General features: G+C 44.2%; 25 protein-coding genes. 11 read left to right on the forward strand and 14 right to left on the reverse strand.

Features of this window, described 5'->3' with window-relative positions; all coding sequences use genetic code 11:
* Positions 1 to 5: 5 nt before the first annotated feature.
* The 5 genes from lysS to IEY67_RS22480 form a co-directional block, all read right to left on the reverse strand.
* Positions 6 to 1,736, reverse strand: a complete 1,731-nt coding sequence (gene lysS / locus IEY67_RS22460) for a lysine--tRNA ligase (protein ID WP_183672438.1) — start codon at positions 1,734 to 1,736, stop codon at positions 6 to 8.
* Positions 1,737 to 1,819: 83 nt separating this feature from the next.
* On the reverse strand, positions 1,820 to 2,419 hold the full coding sequence (gene nadD, locus IEY67_RS22465) for a nicotinate (nicotinamide) nucleotide adenylyltransferase (protein WP_122352097.1): 600 nt from the start codon (positions 2,417 to 2,419) through the stop codon (positions 1,820 to 1,822).
* Positions 2,401 to 2,580: a hypothetical protein gene (locus IEY67_RS22470; RefSeq protein ID WP_122375302.1), complete on the reverse strand. Its 180-nt coding sequence runs from the start codon at positions 2,578 to 2,580 to the stop codon at positions 2,401 to 2,403. Before IEY67_RS22470 ends, nadD begins: the two co-directional genes overlap by 19 nt.
* Positions 2,581 to 3,147 (reverse strand): guanylate kinase, encoded by a 567-nt coding sequence (gmk, locus tag IEY67_RS22475; RefSeq protein ID WP_122352099.1) that lies wholly within the window; start codon positions 3,145 to 3,147, stop codon positions 2,581 to 2,583. It abuts the gene before it with no gap.
* Between the two features lies 1 nt (position 3,148).
* Positions 3,149 to 4,021, reverse strand: coding sequence for a YicC/YloC family endoribonuclease (locus tag IEY67_RS22480; RefSeq protein ID WP_122352100.1), 873 nt, complete (start codon positions 4,019 to 4,021; stop codon positions 3,149 to 3,151).
* A 211-nt stretch (positions 4,022 to 4,232) separates the two neighbouring features.
* On the opposite strand from IEY67_RS22480, the gene tsaB reads away from it, so the two are divergent.
* The 4 genes from tsaB (at position 4,233) to IEY67_RS25355 (ending at position 8,246) form a co-directional block, all read left to right on the forward strand.
* Entirely contained in the window at positions 4,233 to 4,928 is a 696-nt protein-coding gene (gene tsaB / locus IEY67_RS22485) for a tRNA (adenosine(37)-N6)-threonylcarbamoyltransferase complex dimerization subunit type 1 TsaB (protein ID WP_122375304.1), read from the forward strand.
* A 481-nt stretch (positions 4,929 to 5,409) separates the two neighbouring features.
* Complete coding sequence (locus tag IEY67_RS22490; RefSeq protein ID WP_122352352.1) at positions 5,410 to 5,799, forward strand: HU family DNA-binding protein; 390 nt, start codon at positions 5,410 to 5,412, stop codon at positions 5,797 to 5,799.
* The gene (locus IEY67_RS22495) at positions 5,796 to 7,877 is read left to right on the forward strand and encodes a BT4734/BF3469 family protein (protein WP_183672439.1); all 2,082 of its coding nucleotides are present in this window, start codon (positions 5,796 to 5,798) and stop codon (positions 7,875 to 7,877) included. Before IEY67_RS22490 ends, IEY67_RS22495 begins: the two co-directional genes overlap by 4 nt.
* Positions 7,878 to 8,114: 237 nt before the next feature.
* Positions 8,115 to 8,246: a hypothetical protein gene (locus tag IEY67_RS25355; protein ID WP_255419599.1), complete on the forward strand. Its 132-nt coding sequence runs from the start codon at positions 8,115 to 8,117 to the stop codon at positions 8,244 to 8,246.
* A 117-nt stretch (positions 8,247 to 8,363) separates the two neighbouring features.
* Here IEY67_RS25355 and IEY67_RS22500 read toward each other — a convergent pair whose 3' ends face one another.
* From IEY67_RS22500 to IEY67_RS22525, 6 genes are all read right to left on the reverse strand, one after another.
* Positions 8,364 to 9,524, reverse strand: a complete 1,161-nt coding sequence (locus tag IEY67_RS22500; RefSeq protein ID WP_122375306.1) for a sodium ion-translocating decarboxylase subunit beta — start codon at positions 9,522 to 9,524, stop codon at positions 8,364 to 8,366.
* Between the two features lie 4 nt (positions 9,525 to 9,528).
* Positions 9,529 to 9,960, reverse strand: coding sequence for a biotin/lipoyl-containing protein (locus IEY67_RS22505; RefSeq protein ID WP_122375307.1), 432 nt, complete (start codon positions 9,958 to 9,960; stop codon positions 9,529 to 9,531).
* A gap of 22 nt (positions 9,961 to 9,982) precedes the next feature.
* Positions 9,983 to 10,867, reverse strand: coding sequence for an OadG family transporter subunit (locus IEY67_RS22510; protein ID WP_122375364.1), 885 nt, complete (start codon positions 10,865 to 10,867; stop codon positions 9,983 to 9,985).
* A gap of 21 nt (positions 10,868 to 10,888) precedes the next feature.
* Positions 10,889 to 12,442: an acyl-CoA carboxylase subunit beta gene (locus tag IEY67_RS22515; RefSeq protein ID WP_122375308.1), complete on the reverse strand. Its 1,554-nt coding sequence runs from the start codon at positions 12,440 to 12,442 to the stop codon at positions 10,889 to 10,891.
* 118 nt (positions 12,443 to 12,560) lie between these two features.
* Positions 12,561 to 12,971, reverse strand: coding sequence for a methylmalonyl-CoA epimerase (mce, locus tag IEY67_RS22520; RefSeq protein WP_122352106.1), 411 nt, complete (start codon positions 12,969 to 12,971; stop codon positions 12,561 to 12,563).
* Between the two features lie 145 nt (positions 12,972 to 13,116).
* Positions 13,117 to 15,531: a TonB-dependent receptor gene (locus IEY67_RS22525; RefSeq protein ID WP_122375309.1), complete on the reverse strand. Its 2,415-nt coding sequence runs from the start codon at positions 15,529 to 15,531 to the stop codon at positions 13,117 to 13,119.
* A gap of 145 nt (positions 15,532 to 15,676) precedes the next feature.
* On the opposite strand from IEY67_RS22525, the gene IEY67_RS22530 reads away from it, so the two are divergent.
* The 4 genes from IEY67_RS22530 to IEY67_RS22545 are packed head-to-tail and all read left to right on the forward strand — an operon-like array spanning position 15,677 to position 18,105.
* Positions 15,677 to 16,231 (forward strand): nitroreductase family protein, encoded by a 555-nt coding sequence (locus IEY67_RS22530; protein WP_122375310.1) that lies wholly within the window; start codon positions 15,677 to 15,679, stop codon positions 16,229 to 16,231.
* On the forward strand, positions 16,228 to 16,995 hold the full coding sequence (locus IEY67_RS22535) for a Rossmann-like and DUF2520 domain-containing protein (protein ID WP_122352109.1): 768 nt from the start codon (positions 16,228 to 16,230) through the stop codon (positions 16,993 to 16,995). Before IEY67_RS22530 ends, IEY67_RS22535 begins: the two co-directional genes overlap by 4 nt.
* On the forward strand, positions 16,988 to 17,509 hold the full coding sequence (locus tag IEY67_RS22540) for a KdsC family phosphatase (protein WP_122352110.1): 522 nt from the start codon (positions 16,988 to 16,990) through the stop codon (positions 17,507 to 17,509). The genes IEY67_RS22535 and IEY67_RS22540 overlap by 8 nt, the downstream gene beginning before the upstream one ends.
* Positions 17,510 to 17,523: 14 nt before the next feature.
* Positions 17,524 to 18,105 (forward strand): Maf-like protein, encoded by a 582-nt coding sequence (locus tag IEY67_RS22545; RefSeq protein WP_122375312.1) that lies wholly within the window; start codon positions 17,524 to 17,526, stop codon positions 18,103 to 18,105.
* 4 nt (positions 18,106 to 18,109) lie between these two features.
* Here the strand turns inward: IEY67_RS22545 and IEY67_RS22550 are convergent, their stop codons facing one another.
* Positions 18,110 to 18,919, reverse strand: a complete 810-nt coding sequence (locus IEY67_RS22550) for an MBL fold metallo-hydrolase (protein ID WP_122375365.1) — start codon at positions 18,917 to 18,919, stop codon at positions 18,110 to 18,112.
* A gap of 204 nt (positions 18,920 to 19,123) precedes the next feature.
* Between IEY67_RS22550 and rplU the strand changes: the two genes are divergently transcribed.
* Positions 19,124 to 19,441, forward strand: coding sequence for a 50S ribosomal protein L21 (rplU, locus tag IEY67_RS22555; RefSeq protein WP_122352112.1), 318 nt, complete (start codon positions 19,124 to 19,126; stop codon positions 19,439 to 19,441).
* 22 nt (positions 19,442 to 19,463) lie between these two features.
* Positions 19,464 to 19,730 (forward strand): 50S ribosomal protein L27, encoded by a 267-nt coding sequence (gene rpmA, locus IEY67_RS22560; RefSeq protein WP_122352113.1) that lies wholly within the window; start codon positions 19,464 to 19,466, stop codon positions 19,728 to 19,730.
* A gap of 131 nt (positions 19,731 to 19,861) precedes the next feature.
* Here rpmA and IEY67_RS22565 read toward each other — a convergent pair whose 3' ends face one another.
* Entirely contained in the window at positions 19,862 to 21,079 is a 1,218-nt protein-coding gene (locus IEY67_RS22565; protein WP_183672440.1) for a sensor histidine kinase, read from the reverse strand.
* Positions 21,076 to 22,428 (reverse strand): sigma-54-dependent transcriptional regulator, encoded by a 1,353-nt coding sequence (locus tag IEY67_RS22570; RefSeq protein ID WP_122352115.1) that lies wholly within the window; start codon positions 22,426 to 22,428, stop codon positions 21,076 to 21,078. The genes IEY67_RS22565 and IEY67_RS22570 overlap by 4 nt, the downstream gene beginning before the upstream one ends.
* A gap of 214 nt (positions 22,429 to 22,642) precedes the next feature.
* Between IEY67_RS22570 and IEY67_RS22575 the strand changes: the two genes are divergently transcribed.
* Positions 22,643 to 23,341, forward strand: coding sequence for an ABC transporter ATP-binding protein (locus tag IEY67_RS22575; RefSeq protein WP_183672441.1), 699 nt, complete (start codon positions 22,643 to 22,645; stop codon positions 23,339 to 23,341).
* Positions 23,342 to 23,345: the final 4 nt, after the last annotated feature.

A 23,345-nucleotide genomic window follows, 5' to 3' on the forward strand; every position in this document is an offset into this window, starting at 1 on the left:
CCCTTTTATTTGGCCGCATTAGCAATCCAGGCTTCAACTTCTTCAGCCGCAGGATTTTGCAGTTCCAGCTTATACTTCTTGTTCATTTCACAAAGCTCCTGACGTAACTTGTTAGGATTTAACTCTTTCAGAGTGTCAACAGTTACGTATCCGGCTTTTTGTAATGCCGGAACCCAAGCTTCATCGATTCCTAATGCTACATATTTATCAGCAGCGTCTTTCTTAACTGTTTTTTCCGGACGCATCTGTGGGAAGAATAAAACTTCCTGGATCGTTGTCTGGCCTGTCATTAACATAACCAAGCGGTCGATACCGATACCGATACCGGATGTAGGCGGCATACCGAATTGCAATGCACGTAAAAAGTCCTGGTCGATGAACATCGCTTCATCGTCGCCTTTTTCACTTAATTGCAATTGGTCTTTGAAGCGTTCTTCCTGGTCGATCGGGTCGTTCAGCTCGCTATAAGCATTCGCCAATTCTTTACCGTTCACCATCAATTCGAAACGTTCGGTCAATCCCGGTTTGCTGCGGTGCATTTTGGTAAGCGGGCTCATTTCAACCGGATAGTCGATAATGAAAGTCGGCTGGATGAATGTGCCTTCGCAGAATTCTCCGAAGATTTCATCGATCAGCTTACCTTTACCCATCGTATCGTCGATCTCCATCTTCAACTCTTTACAAATTGAACGGATTTCATCTTCGCTTTTGCCGTTCAGGTCATAACCTGTCTTTTCCTGGATTGCTTCCAGAATAGGCAAACGGCGGAAAGGTGCTTTAAAGCTGATGGTCTTGCCGTCGACTACAGTTTCGCATGTTCCGTTGACTGCCATACAGATTTTTTCCAGCAATTGTTCCGTGAAGCTCATCATCCAGTTATAATCCTTATACTGGACATACAGTTCCACGCAGGTAAACTCCGGATTATGTGTCCGGTCCATACCTTCGTTACGGAAGTTCTTGCCTATTTCATAAACACCTTCGAAACCGCCGACGATCAGTCTTTTCAGATACAGTTCGGTAGCGATACGCAGATAGAGGTCGATATCTAATGAGTTATGATGCGTGATAAACGGACGTGCACTTGCTCCACCGGCGATAGATTGCAGGATCGGAGTTTCTACTTCCGTATATCCGGCTTCGTCGAGTACGGCGCGCATCGTTTTGATCACTTTTGCTCGTTTCAGGAAAATATCTTTTACACCATCGTTTACGATCAGGTCGACATAACGCTGACGGTAACGTAGTTCAGGATCGTTGAATCCGTCATAAGCCACACCGTCTTTGTACTTAACGACCGGCAGAGGTCTGAGTGATTTGGACAAGACTGTTATCTCTTGTGCATGTACGGAGATTTCACCCATCTGTGTACGGAATACAAAGCCTTTGATTCCGACAATATCTCCGATGTCGAGCAACTTTTTGAAAACGACGTTATATAAATCTTTGTTTTCGTCCGGACAAATATCATCGCGGGAGATATAAACCTGTATTCTGCCTTCAGAATCCTGCAACTCCATGAAAGAAGCCTTTCCCATGATACGGCGGCTCATGATACGTCCGGCAATATTTACGGGACGAGGTTCTGCATCGTCTTTAAAGGATGCCTTTATTTCATTGGAATATGCGTTTGTTACGTACTCGGCAGCGGGATAAGGTTCTATCCCCATTTGGCGCAATTGCTCCATGCTATTGCGTCTTATGATTTCCTGTTCACTCAGTTCTAATAGATTCATTACGCTATTATTTTGTATAATACGGCGCAAAAGTACAAAACTTTTCTCACTTATCGGCTAAATGTGGGTAGTAGTTTGCTTAATTATATATTAGAAAAGCACTTATGGTTTCGTATCGCTTCCGGCAGAAAGAAACGCACATCCTTCCCGGCTTTCAATGATTCGCGGATGAACGTAGAGGAGATCTCCATTAAAGGAGCATCCACTTTGCGGATGGAGGGAATATCGGACGGGATCTGTATCTCGTACCCTTTACGCGGATAGACAAGGATTGGATAGTTAGAGATCAGCTGGTCAGACTCTTTCCACCGTTTTATGAAAGCCCAGTTATCGGCACCCATGATGAAATGGAACTGACGGTCGGGATATGTTTTTTCAAGTGCACGTAGCGTGTCGATGGTGTAAGTAGGCTGGGGGAGAGAAAACTCGAAATCACTAGCCTTGAATTTAGGATACCCGGCAATGGAAGCCTCTACCAATTCATATCGAAGCCGGTCGTCCATCAGGTTGCTACGGTCTTTCAGCGGATTGTGGGGAGTGATGACGAACCAGACTTCATCCAAGCCGGCAAATTCACACAGCCAGTTAGCCAAAGCCAGATGGCCGATGTGAACCGGGTTGAACGAACCGGAGAAGATTCCGGTATTCAGTTTTTTTATTTCCTTTATCGCTGTCTTTTCCACTTGATAAAATTAAAGACTTGCACACCGAATACAAGTCCGGTGGCGAAGGCTATGATATATTCTTTATAAATAAGTCCGGCGATGCAGGTTCCCAATGCTGCAAGAGCGGTTATGCCAAAGATATATCCCCACTTACGTGGTAATTGTCCGTTATTGTTCATTTATTTAGCAAGGAAATTTTTAATTACTTCGAACGTTTCCGTTTGTGCTGTTTCGAGATCGTCGTTCATAATACAAACATCGAAATGAGGAATGAACCCCAATTCAAACTCCGCTTTTGCAATACGGTTGTCGATCACTTCCGGTGCATCTGTTCCGCGGCCTTCCAGACGTTTACGCAGATGATCTATGCTGGGGGGCTGAATGAAAACCGACAAAGCACGGTCGCCATAAAACTTCTTGATGTTACAGCCGCCTACCACATCGACGTCGAATATCACATTATTACCTTCATTCAGGATACGTTCTACTTCACTTTTCAGTGTCCCGTAGTACTTGTCGGTATACACTTCCTCATATTCCAGAAAATCACCAGCTGCGATATGGGCACGAAATTCGTCGGGAGTCAGGAAGTAATATTCCACACCGTTCTTTTCTGTTCCACGCGGCGCACGGCTTGTTGCCGAGATGGAAAAATGCAGGTTCAGGTTCTGCTTCAGCAGATAGTTGATAATGGTTGATTTACCTGAGCCTGACGGAGCAGAGAATATAATGAGTTTACCAGCCATATTATAAAACGTTTAGTACCTGTTCTTTGATCTGTTCCAGTTCGTCTTTCATCTGAACGACGATCTTTTGCATTTCCGCATGGTTACTTTTCGAGCCGAGCGTATTGATTTCGCGTCCCATTTCCTGGGCGATGAAACCGAGTTTCTTTCCCTGGCCGTGTCCGTCTTTCATCGTACTGATGAAATATTTCAGGTGATTGTCGAGACGGTTCTTTTCTTCGTTTACATCCAGTTTCTCTATGTAATAGATCATTTCCTGTTCGAAACGATTCTTATCGTAATCCTGATTGGCCACCTTTTCGAGGTTATCCATGATACGTGTTTTGATCTTTTCGATGCGTTCGCCTTCGTATTCTTCTACTTCGGTGAGCAGGCGGGCAATGTTGCCGATCTTTTCTTCAAACAGTTTCTGAAGCATGGCGCCTTCCTGGATACGGAAGTCGCAAAGATGCTTGATGGCCTCTTTTACTGCATTGAAAACTACTTCCCATTCGCTTTCGTCTACCTCTACGATTTCCGATTTGATCACATCCGGCATTTTCAGCAAGGTCTGAAACCAGTCTGCGGGCAATCCTATGTTCAATTTTTCAGCAATATCCTTGATCTGGCTGTAATAGCTTTCGAAAGCTGTCAGGTTGATCTGAGTAGGAGTATCTTTTCCAATGTATTCAATATAAATGCTGAAATCGACTTTACCCCGTTCAAGCGACTGAAGCAATTGACTACGAATCTGCATCTCTTTATCCTTATAAATGGACGGAATACGGGTCGATAAATCCAGTTGTTTGCTGTTAAGCGCTTTTATTTCTACGGTTACCTTTTTTGAAGGAAGTTCGGCAGTAACCTTACCGAATCCAGTCATTGATTGTATCATTGTGCTAAAAATTTGTGCAAAGATAGGGTATTCAGTTGACAGTTGACGGTTGACAGTTGACAATTCTTCGTCAGGATAGAGAAAAAGTTCGTTTTTTTCGCTTTGTTACAGAGACGATTTTGTACTTTTGCGGCCAATTAATTCGGTTGATAACTGATAGAGTAGTTTTGAAAAATATCTGTCACTTGTCAACTGTCAACTGTCAACTATTATGTCTTGCATTTTAAATATTGAAACATCTACCTCTGTATGTTCCGTAGCTTTGTCTGCCAACGGTGAGGTGCTTTTTGAGAAAAGTTCGTTTGAAGGTCCTTCACATGCAGCATTGTTGGGCGTTTACGTGGAAGAAGCCATTGCGGTAGTGAAAGATAAAGGTTTGAAGCTGGAGGCTGTTGCCGTGAGTAGTGGTCCAGGTTCATATACCGGATTGCGTATCGGTGTTTCGGTAGCCAAAGGATTATGCTTCGGATACGGTATTCCTCTGATCGGTATTCCTACCCTTGAAGTTTTGACGGTTGCCGCTTTGAAACAGCAGCATGCTGAAAAAGATGCTTTCTATTGTGCCATGCTGGATGCCCGCCGCATGGAAGTGTATGCCGCTATTTATGATGCTGACCTGAAAGAGGTCCGTACTACTTCGGCCGATATTGTGGATGCCGATACATATGCTTCTTATCTGGAAAAAGGTAAGGTTTGCTTTTTCGGTAATGGCGCTGCCAAATGCCGTGAGGTGATCGCATCTCCGAACGCTGTATTTATGGATGATATTCATCCGCTGGCAGTCAATATGATCCCTCTGTCGGAAAAAGCTTTCGCAGAAGGTCAATTTGAAGATGTCGCTTATTTCGAACCGTTCTATCTGAAAGAGTTCCAGGCGACGATCGCTAAAAATAAGGTATTAGGATAAACTCCCCGGTTAACCACATCCCATTTTCAGGAAATCATTCAGGCACTTCGATGAATTGTAAGTGCCTGCTAAGTTCGTGTCTTTCTTTCTCTAATTGCATATATAATTTGTAAAATAACTATCATACTATCATTTTCTAATATAAATAGCAGATTATTAGTTTGTTATATTATGATAGTTGTTGAAAAAAACTATCATTCAACTATCATGAACTATCATACATGATAATTATATCCCGGAAGAGAAAACCGTAGTTTAAAGTGCTGTAAATAGACTGAATAAAATTAGATAAACTATTGAAAAACATTGCTTATATATAATATTTTTCTTATATTTGTAAGTATAAGAAGTTGCTGACACCCGGGTGTCGATACCCCTGAGACCCGGGTGTGAGCATCGTTCAGATCCGGGTGTAAAATGGGGTGAAATGCCCGTCCTGATGAAGTTTTCCAGTATTATTATTAAACTAAAATACCTGTTTATGGCACATTTCTATGTTGTTCGCACGAAATCGGATAAGACAGGTCCGATAGAAAAGAAGCTGTTTTATGGAGTTCCCGTTACGACGGGGCGGGTCACTACCGAGCAGTTGGCAGAAGAGATTGCCGACCGTTGTTCATTGACGCGGGGAGATGTGCTTGCTGCCGTCTGCGAGATGAGCGACATTATTCTTGAACGTTTGAAAGATGGTTATTCGGTCGAACTGAAAGATATGGGCGATCTGTATCTCTCGGCAGGGAGTGAAGGTTATGAGAAAGCGAAGGATTGTACTCCCCATCGGGTAAAAGCGAAGCGGGTTTGTTTCAGGATGGGCACGCGACTACGTAAGGAAATGAAGTTTTTTAAATTTGAAAGATACCCGTTCGAATGAAAGTAAGCCAATATCGTTATAAGAAAGACCAGCTTATGTTACAGATACGTAGCCTGGAGCCTGTGGTGGAGATGTTACGCTCTGAGAATATGGGTGTACAAGTTGCTGATGTGCGTAATAGCCTGCATTTTTTCTTGCCGGGGCGTGCCAATGAATGGGTACGGAAATTACCTGTTATCGTTTGGGGTGCAACGTTCCTGAGGAAAGAGGGGAAGGTACGGATGAAAAATTATAACGGATGTGTCTTGTTGGAGATAAACGGTTTGTCGTCTCCTGAAGAGGCGGCTTCGATACGTGAGGAAGCTGCCGCCATGCCTCAGACTTTGCTGGCTTTTATCGGACTGAGCGGTAAGTCGGTGAAGATTATCGTACCGTTTACATTGCCCGACGGTAAGCTGCCGCATAACAAGGAAAAAGCCGGAATGTTTCATGCGGCGGCCTATCAATTGGCAGTCAGACATTTTCAGCCGCAGTTGAGCAGTATGATCACCTTGAAAGAACCCTTGCTGATGCGGGGGACGCGTGTCAGTTATGATACCGGACTGTACTATAACCCTGCGGCAGTTCCTATCCGGTTGGAACAGCCGTTGCAAATGCCGGGTGAGAGCGAACTGCGTGTTATTCAGGATATGCCGGCCGATCCGGTCGAACGTCTACTACCCGGAGTAGAACGTAATACGCAGATAGCCACGTTGTTCAGTGTCGTGCTGGTAGAGGCGGTCCGTAAGTTTGCCGGGAGTAACAGCAACGATCTGCATGCCTTGTTTACCGAGATGGCGCAAAATTGTTGCCGTCTGGGTATCCCGGAGGAGGAAGCGGTGGGATGGACTTTGCGTTATGAGGCTTTGGAGCCGCATGCGTTATTGGTACGACAGGTATTCCGTTCCGTTTATTTGTTGAAAAAGGCGATGGGAAATAAGTTGCCTTTGCCGGAATGTCTTTCGATGGTAATGCAACTGGATGAATTTATGTCGAGGCGTTATTTCTTCCGTATGAATGAGATGAGCGGGGGAGTGGAATATCTCGATCGTTCAGTCATACAGTTTGTGTACCGTCCTTATACACTGAAAGTCCGTAACAGTATTTGTCTGGAAGCACAGAAGGAAGGATTGAATGTATGGGATAAAGATATAGACCGGTATGTGAATTCCGACCAGATCCCTCTATTCCATCCGATCGGGTCGTATCTGGCGAATCTCCCTGCTTGGGATGGGAAACCGCATATCCGTGCGATGGCCGACAGGGTTCCTAATAGTAATCCGTCGTGGAGCGATTGTTTTTACCGTTGGTTCCTGAGTATGGTTGCCCATTGGATGCAACTGGATAAGGATCATGGGAACAGTACGACGCCGTTGTTGGTCGGTGACCAGGGGTGTGGCAAGTCGACCTATTGCCTGCATTTGTTACCTCCGCCGCTCCGTCCTTTTTATACCGACAGCATCGATTTCGGTAACAAGAAAGAGGCGGAACTGGCTTTGCATCGGTATGCATTGATCAATATCGACGAATTCGATTCGGTAAAACCGTCACACCAGAGTTTCCTGAAGCATGTATTGCAAAAGGCTGTGGTCAATGCGCGGTTGCCTTACCAGAGTACGACGCGTAGCTTGCGGCGTTATGCCACCTTTATTGCTACCAGTAATAATTTCGATTTGTTGACCGATCCGACCGGAAGCCGTCGTTTTGTCTGTGTGGAGGTAGAAGGATTGATCGACTATATCCAGCCGGTCGATTATGAACAGCTTTATGCCGAAGCGAAAGAGATGCTGCGCCGTGGGGAGCGTTTCTGGTTTACACATGAGGAGGAGGCGGCAATTGTTGAGAACAACCGGCGTTTCCAGCAATTACCGGCAGAAGAACAGTTATTCTTACGTTATTTCTGTATCCCGGACGATACGGAAGGGATAAAGCCTTTACTGGCATCGGAGATATTGGATATAATTGCAGAGAAACAGCCCGGTTTTGTTGTCACAAAGAAGATGATACTCAATTTTGGTAAGCTTTTGAAGCGAAATAGCGTACCCAATAAGCGGACGACACGGGGAAATTGCTATTACGTGGAAGAACTATATTCTTGATTGTTAGTTGTTTGTGTGGATTGTGTATGATAGATGCCATGATAGTTATTTGTTTTAACTATCATGGTATTAAGTGTTTTATAATCAGTGATTTATTTGTGAATATGATAGTATGACAGTATATTTTGCATATATCCAAAACTACACAGACAATAAAAGAAGAGATAATGATTTTTAAACCAAATCCGGATTTCTGTTGTTTAATGGTCATATATTAAGAATTAGACTTGCAAAAGTATGAAAAAGAAAAATGTATGGTTGATCATCGGGATAGTTGTAGCAATTGTTCTTCTGATGATATGGTTATTCGTCGGAACGACAGTGGAAGAAGTGGCAGATCCGGTAGTAAGTCCGATGGTAGTTGAATAAAGTATGTAAGTGAACTGCTATTAACACAAAGATGGCATGCAAAATGGAGTTTAATATCCATTTCACATGCCATCCTTTATTTGTTTATAGGTATTTATTGAATACCCGGATTAAATCTTATCCCAAGAATCCTAACAGGATACCGGCTGCTACAGCAGAACCGATTACACCTGCTACGTTCGGACCCATAGCGTGCATCAACAGATAGTTGGTCGGGTCGTATTCCAAACCTACGATCTGAGAGATACGTGCAGAGTCAGGAACGGCGGATACACCGGCGTTACCGATAAGCGGGTTGATCTTGTTACCTTGTTTCAGGAACAGGTTGAAGAACTTCACGAACAATACACCGGCACATGTTGCGATTACGAATGACAACGCACCCAGACCGAAAATCTTAACAGAGTTCAGGGTCAGGAACTGAGTTGCCTGCGTAGAAGCACCTACTGTAATACCTAACAGGATCGTGATTGTATCGATCAGCGGACCGCGGGCAGTTTCTGCCAGACGACGTGTCACACCACTTTCTTTCAACAGGTTTCCGAAGAACAACATACCCAGCAAAGGCAGACCGGAAGGAACCAGGAAGCAAGTCAGCAACAGACCAACGATCGGGAAGATGATCTTTTCTGTGGAAGAAACGGCTCTCGGCGGTTTCATACGGATCAGACGTTCTTTCTTTGTCGTAAGCAGTCTCATGAACGGCGGCTGGATAATAGGCACCAACGCCATATATGAGTAGGCCGACACCGCAATGGCACCCATCAGGTTCGGAGCTAGTTTAGAAGACAGGAAGATAGCCGTAGGGCCGTCGGCACCACCGATAATACCGATAGCACCAGCCTGGTTCGGTTCGAATCCCATCTGAAGAGCGATGATGTAAGCACCAAAGATACCGAACTGGGCAGCAGCACCGATCAACATCAACTTTGGATTGGATATCAAAGCAGAGAAGTCGGTCATGGCCCCGATACCGAGGAAGATCAATGGCGGATACCATCCGGAGGTCACCCCCTGATAGAGGATGTTGAGCACAGACCCTTGTTCGTAGATACCTACCTGTAATCCTGCATCTTTAAAAGGAATATTACCGATCAGGATACCGAATCCGATAGGGATCAGCAGCATGGGTTCAAATTCATATTTAATCGCAAGGAATATAAAGAGCAAACCTACCAATATCATGACGATATGACCGGGAGTTGCATTATATACCCCTGTGTAGGTGAGGAACAGCTGTAGGTTCTCACCCAGGAATGACATAAAACTCTCTTGCATACTCTTATCCGATTACGACGAGATCGGCACCTTCCAGTACAGAATCTCCTTTATTTACTTTAATTTCAATAACTTTACCGTCGCGGTCTGCGTTGATGTTATTTTCCATCTTCATGGCCTCAAGGATAAGAAGTGTTTGTCCTCTTTTTACTGTGTCGCCTACATTGCATTTGATCTGTAAGATAACACCGGGCAGCGGAGTTTTAACAGCTCCCTGTGTGGTAGATGCGGCCGGACGTGTAATAACCGATTCGCCTGAAGGAGTTGTCGGAGCCTGTGCCGGACGTTTCAGAGTAACCATTTGTTTCTTTGCTGGTTTCTCCATCTTTACATTATAGGGAGTACCGTTTACTTCTACTTCAGCGATGTCGTCAACCACTGAATTGATATGTACTTTATATACGTTACCGTTGATGGTATATTTAAAACTTTTCATTCTTGTTTGTTTTTAGAGATAATCACTTTCTGGGAGTTTCACGTAAGCTATAGATCTTTGAACTCCATGGAGAATATGCACGGCGAACCTTGCGGATCGTAAGTACTGTATGTTCGATGTCATGGTTGTCATCGCTCATTTCATACAGAGCCGTAGCGATAGCTGCAAAGACTTCTCCTGATACCTCGTCAGGTGCACTGGCACTGGCTGGTACTCCGGCTTTCTGTGCATTACGTTTGCTGGCAGCGATAGCTGCTTTACCTACCTGTTTGAAGATGAGATAAAGAAGAAGCAACCCCAGGAATACAACCACCATTGCGGTGATAGTCATACCGATACCGAGCGAGTCATTTCGTTTGAAGTTTTCAATCTTTTCGTTAGAATCTAACGTCAGGTTGTTTGTGTCGGGAGTCACTTTTGTTAACTGTGCCCATTTGTCCTGACCATCAATTATTCTACCGTAGCTGATATCCGGCTTTTGTGAAGCAGGAATCGTTACTTCATCAATCAGAGTTTTACCATCGGCATCATAAAGTGCAATGTAGTTTTCTTTTGTCGGATCGAAAGTGAAATTCACATGGAAAGTACCACGATCAGGTTCTCCATCTACCCAGAACAATGTATGCTGATGGGGTTGTATGAGCGTTTTTACATCCCCTTTGGGGATTGGATATTTTTTAGGGTTGTTCTTGTCATCAGTCAGGAAGCAACCGGCTATGTTTACCGAACCGGCAGAGGTATTGAATAACTCCAGCCAGGGGTGGCGTTTGCCATAGTCGTCAACGAAGTTGTCGTCGTTGATGACCAGCACTTCATTTATTCGCATGGAGGTTGCACGCTGCGCTTTTGCTCCGAATGAAACGAGCAGAACGAACAGCAGCAATACTCCAATTTTTTTGTTAATCATATTCATTTCCTGTTTTAAGAATTATAGAGGCAGATTGTCATGTTTCTTAGCAGGATTGCTTAACTTCTTAGTCTGCAATTGTTGTAATGCACGAATAATACGGAAACGAGTGTTACGCGGTTCGATCACATCGTCGATATAACCGTACTGAGCGGCATTGTATGGATTTGCAAATGCTTTCTTGTATTCTGCTTCTTTTTCTGCGGTTGCTTTTGCAGGATCTTCCGATGCAGCTACTTCTTTAGCGAAGATTACTTCTACAGCTCCGCTCGGTCCCATAACAGCGATTTCAGCAGTAGGCCATGCGTAGTTCATATCGCCACGAAGGTGTTTAGAACTCATCACACAGTAAGCTCCACCGTAAGATTTACGCAGGGTGACTGTGATTTTAGGCACAGTGGCTTCGCCGTAAGCGTAAAGCAATTTGGCACCGTGAAGGATTACACCATTGTATTCCTGGCCTGTTCCCGGAAGGAATCCTGGAACGTCTACCAATGTTACCAGAGGAATGTTGAATGCGTCGCAGAAACGAACGAAACGGCCTGCTTTACGTGAAGCGTTGCTGTCGAGGCAGCCTGCCATTACTTTCGGCTGGTTAGCTACGATACCAACAGACTGGCCGTTGAAACGGGCGAAACCAACGATGATATTTTTAGCATAATCGGCATGTACTTCCAGGAACTCGCTATTGTCGACGATTGTTCCGATCACTTCGTACATGTCGTATGACTGGTTTGCATTGTCAGGAATGATGTCGTTCAATACGTCATCCAAACGGTCGATCGGGTCTGTACATTCGATCAGCGGAGTTTCTTCCAGGTTGTTCTGCGGAAGGAAACTGAGCAATTTGCGGATCAGTTGCAGACCGTCTTCTTCAGTGTCGACTGCAAAGTGGGCAACACCTGATTTTGTTGTGTGAACGCTTGCGCCACCCAGTTCTTCCTGGGTTACGTCTTCACCGGTAACGGTTTTTACTACTTTCGGACCAGTCAGGAACATGTAGCTGGTACCGCGTGTCATGATGTTAAAGTCGGTCAGTGCCGGAGAATAAACAGCACCACCTGCACACGGGCCGAAGATACCTGAGATCTGGGGAACAACACCGGATGCGAGGATATTACGCTGGAAGATTTCTGCATATCCTGCCAGGGCATTAACACCTTCCTGGATACGTGCTCCACCTGAGTCGTTCAAGCCGATGACAGGGGCACCCATCTTCATGGCCTGATCCATAACTTTACAAATCTTCATGGCCAGTGATTCTGACAAAGCTCCGCCGAATACGGTGAAGTCCTGTGCGAAGATGTAGACCAGACGTCCGTCGATCGTACCATATCCGGTTACGATACCATCACCCAGGAATTTTGTTTTTTCAATACCGAAGTTAGTACAACGGTGCTGAACGAACATATCAAACTCTTCGAAACTACCTTCATCAAGCAACATGGCGATACGTTCGCGTGCTGTGTACTTGCCTTTCTTGTGCTGAGATTCGATTCTTTTTTCTCCACCACCTAAACGGGCTTGTTCGCGAAGAGCGATAAGCTCTTTTACTTTTTCAAGTTGGTTACTCATTGTATTTCTGATTTGTTGTTAGAAATGAACTAAATTAGTTGACAAGTGACAGTTGACAGTTGACAGTTTTTTCAGGTTATTCAACCTGTTAACTGTCACTTGTCAACTGTCAACTGAATTATTTATTGCCCGGCATGCAAAGTTCTGTCAATACGCTGCAAGTTGATTTCGGGTGAAGGAATGCGATGTTCAAGCCTTCTGCACCACCACGGGGAGCTTTGTCGATCAGCTTAACGCCTTTTTCTTCGACTTCATTCAATGCTGCCTGTACGTCAGGTACAGCAAATGCGATGTGATGGATACCTTCGCCTTTCTTTTCGATAAATTTAGCAATAGTACTGTCTTCGCTGGTCGGTTCAAGTAATTCAATTTTGGTCTGGCCTACTTTAAAGAAAGCAGTTTTCACTTTCTGGTCAGCTACTTCTTCGATGTTATAGCATTTCATGCCTAAAATTTCTTCGTAATACGGCAGACAAGCTTCGATACTTTTCACTGCAATGCCCAGATGTTCAATATGTGTAATTTCCATGTCAATAATAATTTATTAATTGATAAATGCTTTTTGTTCTGATGGCAAAGGTACATTCTTTTTAAAGAATCAAGAAATATTTCATTAATTATTATCCACAGGAAAATGATATGTTCAAAAGAACCTGAATAATGTTGGTTTCAGACTAAAAATCAACTATCAGCCGAGCGTTGAGTTGTCGACCTGTCAGGTAGTTAGGTACTGCGTACTGCTGGTTGTCGATGTTGGTGATCCAGTAGTAGGAACTAACATTTTTTATGTCAAATAAGTTGAACACATCGAGCCCGATCCAGATGTTTTTCAGGTGGCGGAAGAAGCCGCGGTCCATGATTGCATCGGTGCCTCCGGCCAGCTGATAGGAGAAGCCCAGATCGACACGTTTGTAGGCCGGGGTACGGAATGTACTTTTGACGTCTTCGTATTTTGTGCGAGGTGCAATAAAAGGAAGTCCGCCGGAGATAACGCCCTTCAGATTCAGTTTTACACGTTTGTATCCCGGAAAATAATCCTGGAAGAATAAGGACACGTTATAGCCCTGGCTGTTAGGCATCGGAACGGTCACTTTGTCGCGGATCGTTTGTTCGGCTTTCATCAGTGAGAAGCTGATCCATGAATCGGTTCCCGGAACAAACTCTCCGAAGAATTTGACATCGATACCCATTGCATGTCCTTTAGCGCAGTTTTCACCGTAGTAACGGATCTTTACGTTGTCGACGGTATAGGGGATGAGGTCATCCAGTTTTTTATAATAGAGATCGGTGCTGACCTTGAAGTTACGGTCACCGGCCTTGAAGGTATAGTCGCCGCCCAGAATGAAATGGATGGAGCGTTGCGATTTGATATCTTTGTTCAGTTCGATGACATCGTTGCCTGCTGCGTCCTGTACGGTGGTTCGTAGTTCCTTATAGAACGGCGATTGGTAATAGATACCTGTTGCTGCGCGGAATGTCAGTCTCTGGTCGAAATTAGGAATGAATCCCAGGGATACACGCGGACTGAAAATGAATTCTTTATTATAGCTCCAATAACTTCCGCGGATACCTCCGATAAGGGTAAACATTCCTTGTTTGGTACGGAATTTGAAAACATCCTGGATGTATCCCGATACACGTGTACTGGATAAATCATTGTTCGAATAAAGGTTGGAGATCACGTTGACGCCATCTCCCGTTTGAGGCAGCGAATATCCGGCCGAGTCACGTTTTTCCCATTCGCTGATACGGTCGTTTATTTTTTCCATCTGCACGGTCGCTCCCCATTGGATCGTGTTGTTCCTGATCTTGCTGCTACCGTAATGGCCTACATTCATAATCGTAGAACTCAGGCGGTTGCGGGCATGTTCGTGATAACGGGCTACCTCAAGAGCTTCTTGTCCGCTATTGTTTTCTGTTGTTGCATTGCCCAGCCAGTATTCGCCGGTGATGTCATACGTTTCTATCTCTTTGCTGGAAAAAGCGGAAGCCTGGAGACCCAGTTCTGTTTTCTCGTTCGGGTTATGTTTAAGGGTCAGTGCCCCGAATAAAGTCTGGAATTTATCCCGTTCGCGGCTGTTGGGGAAATATACTTCAAAACGTTGGGCGTTTTCCACCGTACCGAAATTGGTCTCCCGCTTATTAGGCGTAAATTTGAATGTGTTGGATGCCAGGTTTCCGAGGAAGTTCACTTCCCATTTCGGAGCCAGCTGATAAGTCATATACGATTGCAGGTCGACGAAGTCCGGCTGGTATTCCGCATCCGTATCCATTGTTTTCAGCAGCGAGCGTCCGGTCTTATATCGAATACCGGTGATCTGTGTGAATTTTCCGACTGCACTCCCGACATAAGCATTGGCTCCCAGTAAACTGGCGGATGCCGAGCCCTCGAACAACTTGGGCTTTTTATAGGTAATGTCGAGAACGGAACTCATTTTATCGCCGTATCGTGCCTCGAATCCTCCGGCGGCAAAGTTTACGGCTTCGGTCAGGTCCGGATTGATAAAACTCAAACCTTCTTGTTGCCCGGAGCGGATCAGCAACGGACGGAACACTTCCAGGCCGTTTACATAAACTATATTTTCATCGTAACTACCGCCGCGAACCGAATATTGAGAGCTTAATTCATTACTGGACGATACCCCGGCGAAGGTAACCACCAGACTTTCGATACTACCTCCGGCAGGGTCGGGGAGTAGCTTGACACGATCTGCATTCATGGTTTGAAGGGTGCTGGTCTGGTAACGGGTACCTACGGCAACAACTTCCCCCAGGTCGATACTGGTATAGTTCATCTGTACATTCAGGCGCATATCCTGTTGCAGGCTGGGCAGGATGCGTTCCGCTTTATTGTAACCCAGGCATGAGAATATGACCGCAACGGAATCACCCGGAGAGGTTGTGATCGAGTAGTAACCCTTTTCATTTGTCATAGCCCCGTTCAGGGTATTTTTTATCTGGACGAGTACCAGTTCGAGCGGACTACCGTCGGCATCCCGTACATATCCCGTTATTTTGACATGCTTTTGTCCAAAAGCACTGATTGAAACCAATATAAATAGCAGTGCAGCTATCGCACGAATCTTCATAATAAATAATGTTATAGCTTTACTAACGCGAAAAATGAAGGAAGCGTATATTCAGCGTGTAAAAAATCTTTATCTTTGTCCTGTTCAGAAATATCTTCCCTATTGGATGAAGATGATTAATTAATAGTACAAAAGTAAGATAAAAATGGATAGTTTTGCAACACTGATCAAGAATAGAAGAAGCACGCGTAAGTTTACTGACCGGTTGCTTTCACCTGAACAAGTCGAAATGATTTTGAAAGCTGCCTTGATGGCTCCCGCTTCCAAGCGTAAGAATCCCTGGCAGTTCATAGTGGTGGAAGATAAGGAAATGTTGAAAAAGCTGGCTGGCTGTAAAGCGGCAGGTTCCTCGTTTCTTGAGGGGTGTGCACTGGCTGTTGTGGTTATAGCGAATGTGATGGAAAGCGACGTCTGGGTGGAAGATGCTTCTATTGCCTCTATCTATATGCAACTTCAGGCGGAAGATCTGGGACTAGGTAGCTGCTGGTGCCAGATACGTAACCGTCAGACGGAAGACGATACCGACGCAAATACTTATGTACGTGATCTGCTCGATATCCCTTATCAGCTGGAAGTCCTTTCAATAATCGGTTTCGGTTATAAGGACCAGGAGCGTAAGCCGTTTGATGAAGCTCATTTGCAGTGGGAGAAGATTCACCTGGGCACATTTAAAATGCCGGAAGAAAATAAGGAAGCATGAAAATAGTTTTTGTCGGAGCCGGAAATCTGGCAACACGTTTGTCGCTTGCCATGCAACGGGTCGGAATGCAGATAGGGCAGGTGTATAGCCATACGGAAGAGAGTGCCCGTCAGTTGGCTGTGCAGCTGGGATGTCCGTGGACCAACGATCTGTCTGCCTTGCAGGAGGATGCGGATCTGTATGTCTTTTCTTTAAAGGATACGGTTTTGCAGGAGGTGATTTCTAAAGTCAAACCGAACAGCGGCATGTGGGTTCATACGGCTGGAAGTATGCCGATGAATGTTTTTGAAGGATATACCCGGAGATTCGGAGTTCTTTATCCTTTGCAGACTTTCAGTAAAGGCCGGAATGTGAGTTTCGACGTAATCCCTTTTTTCCTGGAAGCCAATACGGAGAAGGAGGCGGATTATCTGAAAAATATAGCCAGCGCTCTTTCTGAAAATGTCCGTTTCATGTCTTCTGAAAAGCGCCGGAGTCTGCATCTGGCAGCTGTGTTTGCCTGTAATTTTACCAATCATATTTATACATTATCTTATAAATTGCTGGAAAACGAATCCATCCCGGCGGATGTCCTGTTGCCGCTTATCGATGAGACGGCAGCAAAAATACATTCCATGTCGCCGTCAGCCGCTCAAACCGGTCCGGCGATCCGGTATGATGAAAATGTGATCAATAAACATCTGGCTATGCTGGACGATCCGGATATGAAAGCGATCTACCAGCTTCTAAGCCGGAGCATACATAAGGAGGCCCAAAATGAGTAGTATCAATTATGACCTGACAAAGATAAAAGCATTTGTATTCGATGTAGACGGTGTGTTGTCGTGCGACGTGATCCCGCTTCATCCTGATGGCGATCCGATGCGTACAGTCAATATCAAAGACGGTTACGCCTTGCAGTTGGCTGTAAAGAAAGGCTATCAGGTTGGAATTATTACCGGTGGCTATACGGAAGCCGTACAAATTCGTTTCTCCCGGTTGGGTATCGAACATATATATATGCGCAGTGCTGTAAAGATACATGACTTCCATGATTTTCTGCAAAAGACCGGGTTAAAACCGGAAGAGGTTATGTATGCCGGCGACGATATTCCGGATTATGATGTGATGAAGCTGGTGGGATTGCCTGTAGCTCCAGCCGATGCCGCACCGGAAATCAAACAGATTGCCAGGTATATCTCCTTGCGTAACGGGGGCGAAGGTGTTGCCCGCGATGTGATAGAACAAACAATGAAAGCACAAGGCCATTGGATGAGCGCGGAAGCCTTCGGATGGTAATAACAATGAAACATATGTTGACTAACCTACGTAAATACCGGATTGTACTGGGGTCTAACTCGCCTCGCCGGAAAGAATTATTGTCCGGACTTGATCTCGAGTTTGAGGTCGAGGTGATTCCCGGTATCGATGAATCGTATCCTGAAACATTGACGGCAGAAGAGATTCCTTTGCATATCGCCCGCAGGAAGGCGGAAGCGTATCTGGAAAAAATGACTGATGATGAATTGCTGATTACGGCTGATACCATCGTGGCTACTTACGATCGTATTTTGGGTAAACCTGCAAATCGTGAAGAGGCGATCGAAATGTTAAACTATTTGTCCGATCATGTCCATGAGGTTGTGACAGGAGTTTGCTTGACGACCAAAGAGAAGAGTATCTCTTTCTCTGTAGCTTCGGCCGTCAGCTTTGCGAAGCTGGAAGAGGATGATATTATCTATTATGTAGATAAATATCGTCCGTTCGACAAAGCCGGTAGTTATGGTATACAGGAATGGATCGGGTATATCGGTGTGGAGGCCATCAACGGATCATTTTATAATGTGATGGGGTTGCCGGTACAACGATTGTATCAGGAGCTGAAAAAGTTTTAAGTAGTCATTTTATCTCGATAACATTTCCTGTGTAGTTGTAAAATACACGGTCGTTGAATTGTTGATGGAAGAGGGCGTATTTATCGACCCCTGTACAATGACAAGTACCAATTCGTTCGACCGGATTTGTTTTAAAGTGATTGGCGATCACTTCAAATTTCTCAGTTGCAGCATTGTGGATATGGAAGCCTCCCAGGATCAGATCGGGAGATAAGGCAGGGAATCTATCTCGTACTGTCCGGTAAATATTAGTGATCCCCCGGTGTGAACAGGCACTGATGATTGAAAAAGAATTATTAGTTGTCAGAGCTAATGCCAGTTCGTCTTCAAAGTTATCAGGGATTTTACCCGTATTGCCCCGGGTATAGAAACGATCGAAGTGTGTATCTTCCGGATCGGAAATTTCTATCTGAGGAAAAATAAAAACTCCGGAAACCAGTTCTGTTATACTATTAATGTATAAGAAGCGGGAACGTTCGGACACCGGTACTTCCCTGATCCCGTTTTCTCTGTCATCTTTGAATTTAGGACAAAGAATTTCCTGTTTACAGACAATCTTTGCCGTTTCATTCAATGCCATGAAATGCCGTAAGCCTCCGGTATGGTCGCTGTGTCCGTGTGAAAGGATCAGGTAGTCTGTCTTTTTCAGATCGATATTCAGTATATGGGCGTTATGAATGAACAAGTCGGAGGCGCCTGTATCGAAAAGTATATTATATTCAGGGGTTTCGATATATAATGACAAACCATGTTCTGCACGCAGTTGGCGTCCGTAGACACAGTTTTCGACCAAAGTGGTTATTTTGTATTTCATACGGAATAATATTTTATTCAACTGATAAAATTCAGTCATAAAGATAAACAATTCTTCTGGGATGAATAAAAAAATCCAGTTAATCCTTGCATAATATATTCGGAAACAGTAATTTTGCGGTCTGAAATTCTGCAGAGGGTAAACAAGTGATACCTAATATGTATCCACCCCCGGGACATAACCTGTTTAAATATAAAAAGACAGATGTACGTAATCGTAGAAATTAACGGACAGCAGTTCAAAGCTGAAGAAGGAAAGAAATTGTTCGTTCATCACATTCAGAACGCAGAAAGCGGTGCTGTTGTTGAGTTTGACAAAGTATTGTTGGTTGACAACAATGGTGATGTAAAAGTAGGTGTTCCTACAGTTGATGGCGCAAAGGTAGTATGTGAAGTACTGTCTCCGCTGGTAAAAGGTGATAAAGTGCTGATCTTTCACAAGAAGAGAAGAAAAGGTTATCGTAAACTGAACGGTCACCGTCAGCAGTTCACTGAAGTGAGTGTAAAAGAAATTGTTGCTTAACGTTTAAAGGAGAAAAAAAGAAATGGCACATAAAAAAGGTGTTGGTAGTTCTAAGAACGGCCGTGAATCACAAAGTAAGAGATTAGGTGTTAAGCTTTTTGGTGGTGAAGTAGCTAAAGCTGGTAACATTTTGGTTCGCCAGAGAGGTACAGTTCATCATCCGGGTGAAAACGTTGGTATCGGTAAAGATCATACGTTGTACGCTTTGAAAGATGGTGTTGTTACTTTCCGTAGAGGTAAAGAAAACAGATCTTTCGTTTCTATTCAGGAAATCGTAGCAGAAGCATAATTCGCTTTACTCGAAAAGAATAAGAAAAGCGGAATATCCGAAAGGATGTTTCGCTTTTTTATTTTGTTTCACTTAGGAGAAACAGTTGTTTCTTCGAGTAGGAACAAACGTTTCTTAAGATGAAACAAATGTTAGCCTTGGGGATTGAACAAAACAGTAAAAGCACTTCCCGCCTTTTCCTGGCTTTGCACATGCAACTTAGCGTTATGTAACTTGACGATTTCCCGGGAGATACTCAGGCCGATGCCGTTACCGTTTTTCTTTGTACTGAAGAAGGGGATAAATATTTTGTCGCGTACCGCATCGGATATACCGCATCCGTTATCGGCAACGGTGACATAAGGATGCCCTTCGGCATCGCAACCGGAGAAGAGATGTATTTCCGGCTTCTTTTTTTCGCAAATAGCATAGGCGGCATTGGTTACGAAGTTGATTATCACCTGTTCGATCAGATCTCTGTCTATATAGGCCGTTACGTCCGGATCGTCCGTTTTGAGAGTGAATTCGATCCCTTTTTGCTGCAAGGAAGGGTTCATCAGGGAATGAATGGAGTTCAACAGGTCGTAGAGGTTATAGGATTTCATATCGGGCACTATCTTCTGGCTCAAACTGCGATACGTCTCGGCGAAACGTAGCAACCCGTCACTGCGGCGATGTATTGTATCCAATGCCAGTTCCATATCTTCCAGATCCGGCTCTGACAGTTGGGATGATCTTTCTTTCAGGACATGTATTTTTCTTCTGAGCGTATCCGAAAGGGAGGAGACGGGGACGATAGAATTCATTATTTCATGAGTCATCACATTAAGCAATCCTTTCCAGGCCCCCGATTCAACCTCTTCCATAGTAGCGCTGACATTATGGAAAGCTATCAGTTTATAGGTTTTTCCTCCTGTTTGGAAAATGGAGGCATTGGTCATCGTTTTGATGGTTTGTTTCCGGGCATGGATCGTGATCAATGTACTTTCATTTACCGGAATATCGAGCAATTCATTGAACAGATCTTCATTTTGTTTTTTCAACCAGTTGATGTTCTTTATATGGGGAATATTGAGCATAGTTGTAAAAGAGTCGTTCATCCACAATGTTTCGTGTGTTTCTATCTCATAGGCGAGAATGCCGGTGTCGACCAGTTCCAACATCTCTTTCAGATAATGTTGCTGCGCTTCTTTTTCGCTTGCCAGGTTCAGGAAAGCGTCCGTGATGGTCTGGAACCGGGGATATTTTCTTGAGAAATCTTTGTAAAGGATAGACTCGGCAAATTCGTCGATCTCCCGGTTGGTCTTTTTCCGTACGTACATTATATATATAAGGAGTACGGCAATTATACTGGATAACAGGATAGTCATAGTCCGTATTTTTCTAACCGACGGTATAAAGCTCCCCGGGTCAGTCCCAGCTCTTTAGCAGCCTGTGATATGTTTCCGTTATGTTTTTGGATCACCTGTTCGATAGCGGTTCTTTCCAGATCTTCCAGATTATGGGTCGGTATCGGTTGGTTGTTTTCTTCCGGTTGTTCCATCGGCGAGAAGGTGATATCCTCCGCTTTCAGCACATTGCTGTCGGACATAATAACACCTCTTTCTATGGTATATTGCAATTCGCGTACATTTCCCGGGTAATGATACAGCATCAGTTTCTTTTTGGCTGAGTCGGATAAACGGAACTTTTGCTTGAAATACTTTTTCTCATATATCTCCAGGAAGTGTTCTGCCAGCAGGATGATATCTTCGCCCCGTTCACGGAGAGGAGGCACTGTTATTTCTACCGTATTGATCCGGTAGATCAAGTCCCTGCGAAAATGTGTCTCATTAGCCAGTTCCCGTAGCGGAAGATTGGTTGCGGATAATAAACGAATATCTACCGGTGTCGGTGCATTGGCTCCCAGGCGTGTTACCTCCCGGTTTTGTAATACGGTCAGCAGTTTGGCCTGTTGTTGCAAAGTAATATTACCTATTTCGTCCAGAAAGAGCGTGCCTTTGTCGGCCGCCTCGATTAATCCGGTTCGGTCTTCGCGTGCATCTGTAAAGGCTCCTTTTTTATGTCCGAAAAGCTCGCTTTCAAAAAGAGTCTCTGTCAGGGAACCTACATCCACTTTTATATACGGGTAGTTTCGGCGGAGAGATAACTGATAAATATAACGGGCTACCAGATCCTTACCTGTACCGTTCTCTCCCAGTATTAATATATTGGCATCGGTAGGTGCTATCTTTTGTAATTTATGGAACAATAGCTGCATGCTTTCCGAAGCACCTATAATCTTTACATCTGTTTTCCTTTCATTTATCTTTTCTTTGATCTCAGGAGATGTCTGTTTATATAATGTTTCCGTCAGGAGATTTATCAGGTTTTCATTATGCCAGGGTTTAACGATAAAGTCGGCTGCCCCTTCTTTCAGGCTTTTGATTGCCAGATCTATATCGGCATAGGCCGTGATCATGATAACGGATTGAGCCGGTTTCCATTTCTTGATTTCCTTCAACCAGTACAAACCTTCATTGCCGGTATTGATGGAGCTTCTGAAATTCATATCCAACATAACAATGTCGATATCGTTTGTCATGATCAGTTTATGGATGTTTTCAGGGTTCGTTTCGGTCAATACCGTTTTTGCTTCCATCTTCAGCAAGAAACGAACTGCGGTCAGAACGTCTTTATCATCATCAACAATCAGTATATTTGCCTGGTGTAAGTTCATAACAACTCTTTTTTAGTAGGTTGCAAATATATCAAGAATGAGGTGAATCCCAAAGTCGTTTCTGTTTTTTGTCCACAGGCATACAGAAGGTGTCCGTTAATGGACACTTTGGAAATTAGCGCATTTGACTAATGGGTTAATAGATAGTGCGTTAATGCTTTGGTACGCTACTTGTTCCTGATAATATGTAATATACTGAATAATTCATAAAACTATGATTCGAATAAATGATTTGAGAAAAGTATACCGAACGGATGAAGTTGAGACGATTGCGCTGGATAATATGTCGCTTCACGTAAAGGAACATGAATTTGTTGCTATCATGGGGCCTTCAGGATGTGGTAAGTCTACTTTGCTGAATATTCTGGGATTGCTCGACGATCCTACTTCGGGTTTTTATCTTCTTAATGGCGTCGAAATGACCGGCCTGAATGAAAATAAACGATGTGACTTGCGGCGGGAGAATATAGGGTTTGTCTTCCAGAGCTTCAATTTGATCGAGGAACTTACCGTATTCGAGAATATCGAATTACCTCTGGAAAATTGCGGAATGAAAGCTTCCCTGCGGAAGATGAAGGTGGAAAAGGCTTTAAAAAGCGTTTTGTTAAATCACCGGCGTAACTATTTCCCGTCACAGCTTTCCGGCGGACAGCAGCAGAGAGTGGCAATTGCCCGGGCAATTGTCAATGACCCGAAGCTGATCCTGGCAGATGAGCCTACCGGTAATCTGGATAGCCAGAATGGTCTGGAAATTATGGATCTGCTGACTTCTCTCAACGATGCGGGTACTACCGTCGTTATGGTGACGCACAGTGAACATGATGCCCGTTACAGTCATCGTATCGTTCACATGCTGGATGGGAAACCGGTTACAGAAAATTTCCTGAAAGAATTGGCTTACACTACAAACTAAAGAC

This window comes from Parabacteroides faecis, from assembly GCF_014647375.1.
Taxonomy (GTDB): domain Bacteria; phylum Bacteroidota; class Bacteroidia; order Bacteroidales; family Tannerellaceae; genus Parabacteroides; species Parabacteroides faecis.

What these genes read in the sequence shown, in the direction of transcription:
- lysS (WP_183672438.1), bottom strand. Translation starts at nt 1,736, where the DNA reads ATGAATCTATTAGAACTGAGTGAACAGGAAATCATAAGACGCAATAGC.
- IEY67_RS22470 (WP_122375302.1), bottom strand. Translation starts at nt 2,580, where the DNA reads ATGAACAATAACGGACAATTACCACGTAAGTGGGGATATATCTTTGGC.
- gmk (WP_122352099.1), bottom strand. Translation starts at nt 3,147, where the DNA reads ATGGCTGGTAAACTCATTATATTCTCTGCTCCGTCAGGCTCAGGTAAA.
- IEY67_RS22480 (WP_122352100.1), bottom strand. Translation starts at nt 4,021, where the DNA reads ATGATACAATCAATGACTGGATTCGGTAAGGTTACTGCCGAACTTCCT.
- tsaB (WP_122375304.1), top strand. Translation starts at nt 4,233, where the DNA reads ATGTCTTGCATTTTAAATATTGAAACATCTACCTCTGTATGTTCCGTA.
- IEY67_RS22490 (WP_122352352.1), top strand. Translation starts at nt 5,410, where the DNA reads ATGGCACATTTCTATGTTGTTCGCACGAAATCGGATAAGACAGGTCCG.
- IEY67_RS22495 (WP_183672439.1), top strand. Translation starts at nt 5,796, where the DNA reads ATGAAAGTAAGCCAATATCGTTATAAGAAAGACCAGCTTATGTTACAG.
- IEY67_RS25355 (WP_255419599.1), top strand. Translation starts at nt 8,115, where the DNA reads ATGAAAAAGAAAAATGTATGGTTGATCATCGGGATAGTTGTAGCAATT.
- IEY67_RS22500 (WP_122375306.1), bottom strand. Translation starts at nt 9,524, where the DNA reads ATGCAAGAGAGTTTTATGTCATTCCTGGGTGAGAACCTACAGCTGTTC.
- IEY67_RS22505 (WP_122375307.1), bottom strand. Translation starts at nt 9,960, where the DNA reads ATGAAAAGTTTTAAATATACCATCAACGGTAACGTATATAAAGTACAT.
- IEY67_RS22510 (WP_122375364.1), bottom strand. Translation starts at nt 10,867, where the DNA reads ATGATTAACAAAAAAATTGGAGTATTGCTGCTGTTCGTTCTGCTCGTT.
- IEY67_RS22515 (WP_122375308.1), bottom strand. Translation starts at nt 12,442, where the DNA reads ATGAGTAACCAACTTGAAAAAGTAAAAGAGCTTATCGCTCTTCGCGAA.
- mce (WP_122352106.1), bottom strand. Translation starts at nt 12,971, where the DNA reads ATGGAAATTACACATATTGAACATCTGGGCATTGCAGTGAAAAGTATC.
- IEY67_RS22525 (WP_122375309.1), bottom strand. Translation starts at nt 15,531, where the DNA reads ATGAAGATTCGTGCGATAGCTGCACTGCTATTTATATTGGTTTCAATC.
- IEY67_RS22530 (WP_122375310.1), top strand. Translation starts at nt 15,677, where the DNA reads ATGGATAGTTTTGCAACACTGATCAAGAATAGAAGAAGCACGCGTAAG.
- IEY67_RS22535 (WP_122352109.1), top strand. Translation starts at nt 16,228, where the DNA reads ATGAAAATAGTTTTTGTCGGAGCCGGAAATCTGGCAACACGTTTGTCG.
- IEY67_RS22540 (WP_122352110.1), top strand. Translation starts at nt 16,988, where the DNA reads ATGAGTAGTATCAATTATGACCTGACAAAGATAAAAGCATTTGTATTC.
- IEY67_RS22545 (WP_122375312.1), top strand. Translation starts at nt 17,524, where the DNA reads ATGTTGACTAACCTACGTAAATACCGGATTGTACTGGGGTCTAACTCG.
- IEY67_RS22550 (WP_122375365.1), bottom strand. Translation starts at nt 18,919, where the DNA reads ATGAAATACAAAATAACCACTTTGGTCGAAAACTGTGTCTACGGACGC.
- rplU (WP_122352112.1), top strand. Translation starts at nt 19,124, where the DNA reads ATGTACGTAATCGTAGAAATTAACGGACAGCAGTTCAAAGCTGAAGAA.
- rpmA (WP_122352113.1), top strand. Translation starts at nt 19,464, where the DNA reads ATGGCACATAAAAAAGGTGTTGGTAGTTCTAAGAACGGCCGTGAATCA.
- IEY67_RS22565 (WP_183672440.1), bottom strand. Translation starts at nt 21,079, where the DNA reads ATGACTATCCTGTTATCCAGTATAATTGCCGTACTCCTTATATATATA.
- IEY67_RS22570 (WP_122352115.1), bottom strand. Translation starts at nt 22,428, where the DNA reads ATGAACTTACACCAGGCAAATATACTGATTGTTGATGATGATAAAGAC.
- IEY67_RS22575 (WP_183672441.1), top strand. Translation starts at nt 22,643, where the DNA reads ATGATTCGAATAAATGATTTGAGAAAAGTATACCGAACGGATGAAGTT.